Annotated in this window: 2 protein-coding genes; one reads left to right on the plus strand and one right to left on the minus strand. The window is 44.1% G+C overall.

Translation table 11 applies throughout. From position 1 onward, the window contains the following. Positions 1-170: 170 nt before the first annotated feature. Positions 171-1,702 (plus strand): IS3 family transposase gene (locus A3766_RS28805; protein WP_369808172.1). Its coding sequence is split into 2 segments (ribosomal slippage): positions 171-615 and positions 615-1,702, totalling 1,533 coding nucleotides; the frame shifts between segments, so codons are not numbered across the junction. A gap of 4 nt (positions 1,703-1,706) precedes the next feature. On the opposite strand, the gene A3766_RS32630 is transcribed toward A3766_RS28805, so the two are convergent. After that, positions 1,707-1,865, minus strand: coding sequence for a transposase (locus tag A3766_RS32630; protein ID WP_369808610.1), 159 nt, complete (start codon positions 1,863-1,865; stop codon positions 1,707-1,709). Positions 1,866-1,877 lie beyond the last annotated feature (12 nt).

Below are 1,877 nucleotides of genomic sequence, written 5' to 3' on the forward strand. Positions count from 1 at the left end.
TGGGGGTTTGGTATTGGTTATACTATAGTAGGCTTCTCCTCGTTAGCACTTATACTATACGTGTTGTATTCCTCGTCAAAGNTCAGAGTGTAATATAACCCCCTGTGTCAGGATAGTTGTCGCCTCTGTTAATTTTTAATAATTGAATAGGAGGCGGTAAGAGAATATGAGTGAAGCATTATTCAAAAGAGTTTAAAGAAGCCATTGTTAAGAAGTGGCTTGAAAGTGGGTTATCATTAAGAACGTTTTCAGCCCAGGAAAACATAAACCTATCCACCTTGTATTCCTGGCGAGATAAATTTCAATTACCAGGTTCAAGTGTGACAAAAAGTAGTAGTCCAGATAACTGGTCTCCAGAAGCAAAGTTTTCAATTGTTCTGGAAACCGCCATGATGTCGGAGATAGAGCTAAGTGAGTATTGCCGAGAAAAAGGGCTGTACCCTGATCAGGTGAAGCAATGGAAACAATCTTGTATTAACAACAATATGACTGAGGCTCAGCGTAAGAAACAGGAAGCTGCAGAGCGCAAAGCAGATAAGAAGCGTATTAAGCAGTTAGAGAAGGAGCTAAAACGCAAAGATGCAGCACTTGCTGAAACTGCTGCATTATTGGTGCTCAGAAAAAAGCTCAATGCCTACTGGGGGGAAGACGAGGACAGCTAACCATGCTTCCAGATAGGCAATATTATGTGGAGCTGATTGATGAAGCCGTTAGTGCTGGAGCCAGAAGAGTGAAAGCCTGTGAGCTAATAGGCTTATCGCTTCGGACCTTACAACGCTGGATTGAAGATGGTGGCGTTACACAGGACAAAAGACAGTCAGCTATTAGACCTGAGCCAAAGAATAAGTTGTCAGAAACCGAGCGACAGAGCATTATCAATATCTGTAACGAGCCCGAATATGCGGACCTTCCACCCAGCCAAATCGTACCAAGGCTAGCGGATAAAGGGCAATATATTGCTTCTGAGTCCAGCTTTTATCGTGTGCTCAAAGCACATAATCAACTGGCTCACAGGGGGCGAGACAAGCCCAAAAATGGTACGAAGAAACCGAAGGGATATACGGCCACTGGGCCAAATGAAGTCTGGAGTTGGGATATTACGTACTGCCCTGCAACTGTGATAGGGCGGTATTATTACCTGTATATGATAGAAGATATCTTCAGTCGCAAAATTGTTGGCTGGGAAGTGCATGAGTCCGAGCAAGGAGAACATGCAGCAGCATTGCTTGAGCGCAGTGTTTGGTCAGAAAAGTGCGTCAGAAAATCCCTGGTGTTGCACTCGGATAATGGTAGCCCAATGAAGAGCTTAACAATGCAAGCAAAAATGCAGGATTTGGGTGTCGCCAGCTCTCGAAGTCGGCCTGGTGTAAGTAATGATAATCCGTTTTCAGAATCACTATTTCGAACCCTGAAGTACTGTCGTCGATGGCCATCTGAGGGATTTAAATCAATCGATGAAGCAAGAACTTGGGTGAAAGAGTTTGTCACTTGGTACAACACAGAGCACCGGCATAGTCGAATTAACTTTGTTACCCCAGAGCAAAGGCACTTAGGTCTGGATGAAGAAATATTATCGAAGAGGGATGAGCTTTATCGCAAGATGAAAAGAAAGAACCAAATAAGGTGGTCAAAAGCTACGCGGAACTGGGAGAAAGTGGGTGACGTTAAGTTGAACCCGGAGAAGGAAAAACAAGCAGCTTAAATGCTCAGGCGACAACTACCTTGAAAAACGCCGTAACAGAGTTGAATTGTTTATCAGATAAGCGCATAAATTGACGCTTCCAGTTCGCGATTTGTTGGGAGCTAATTCCAAGTTCTTTAGCAACTTGAGCTTGAGTGACGCCCGGTTTTTCGCAGCGTTTCACTGCTTCTTTTCG

The sequence above is a fragment of the Oleiphilus sp. HI0132 genome, assembly GCF_001635845.1.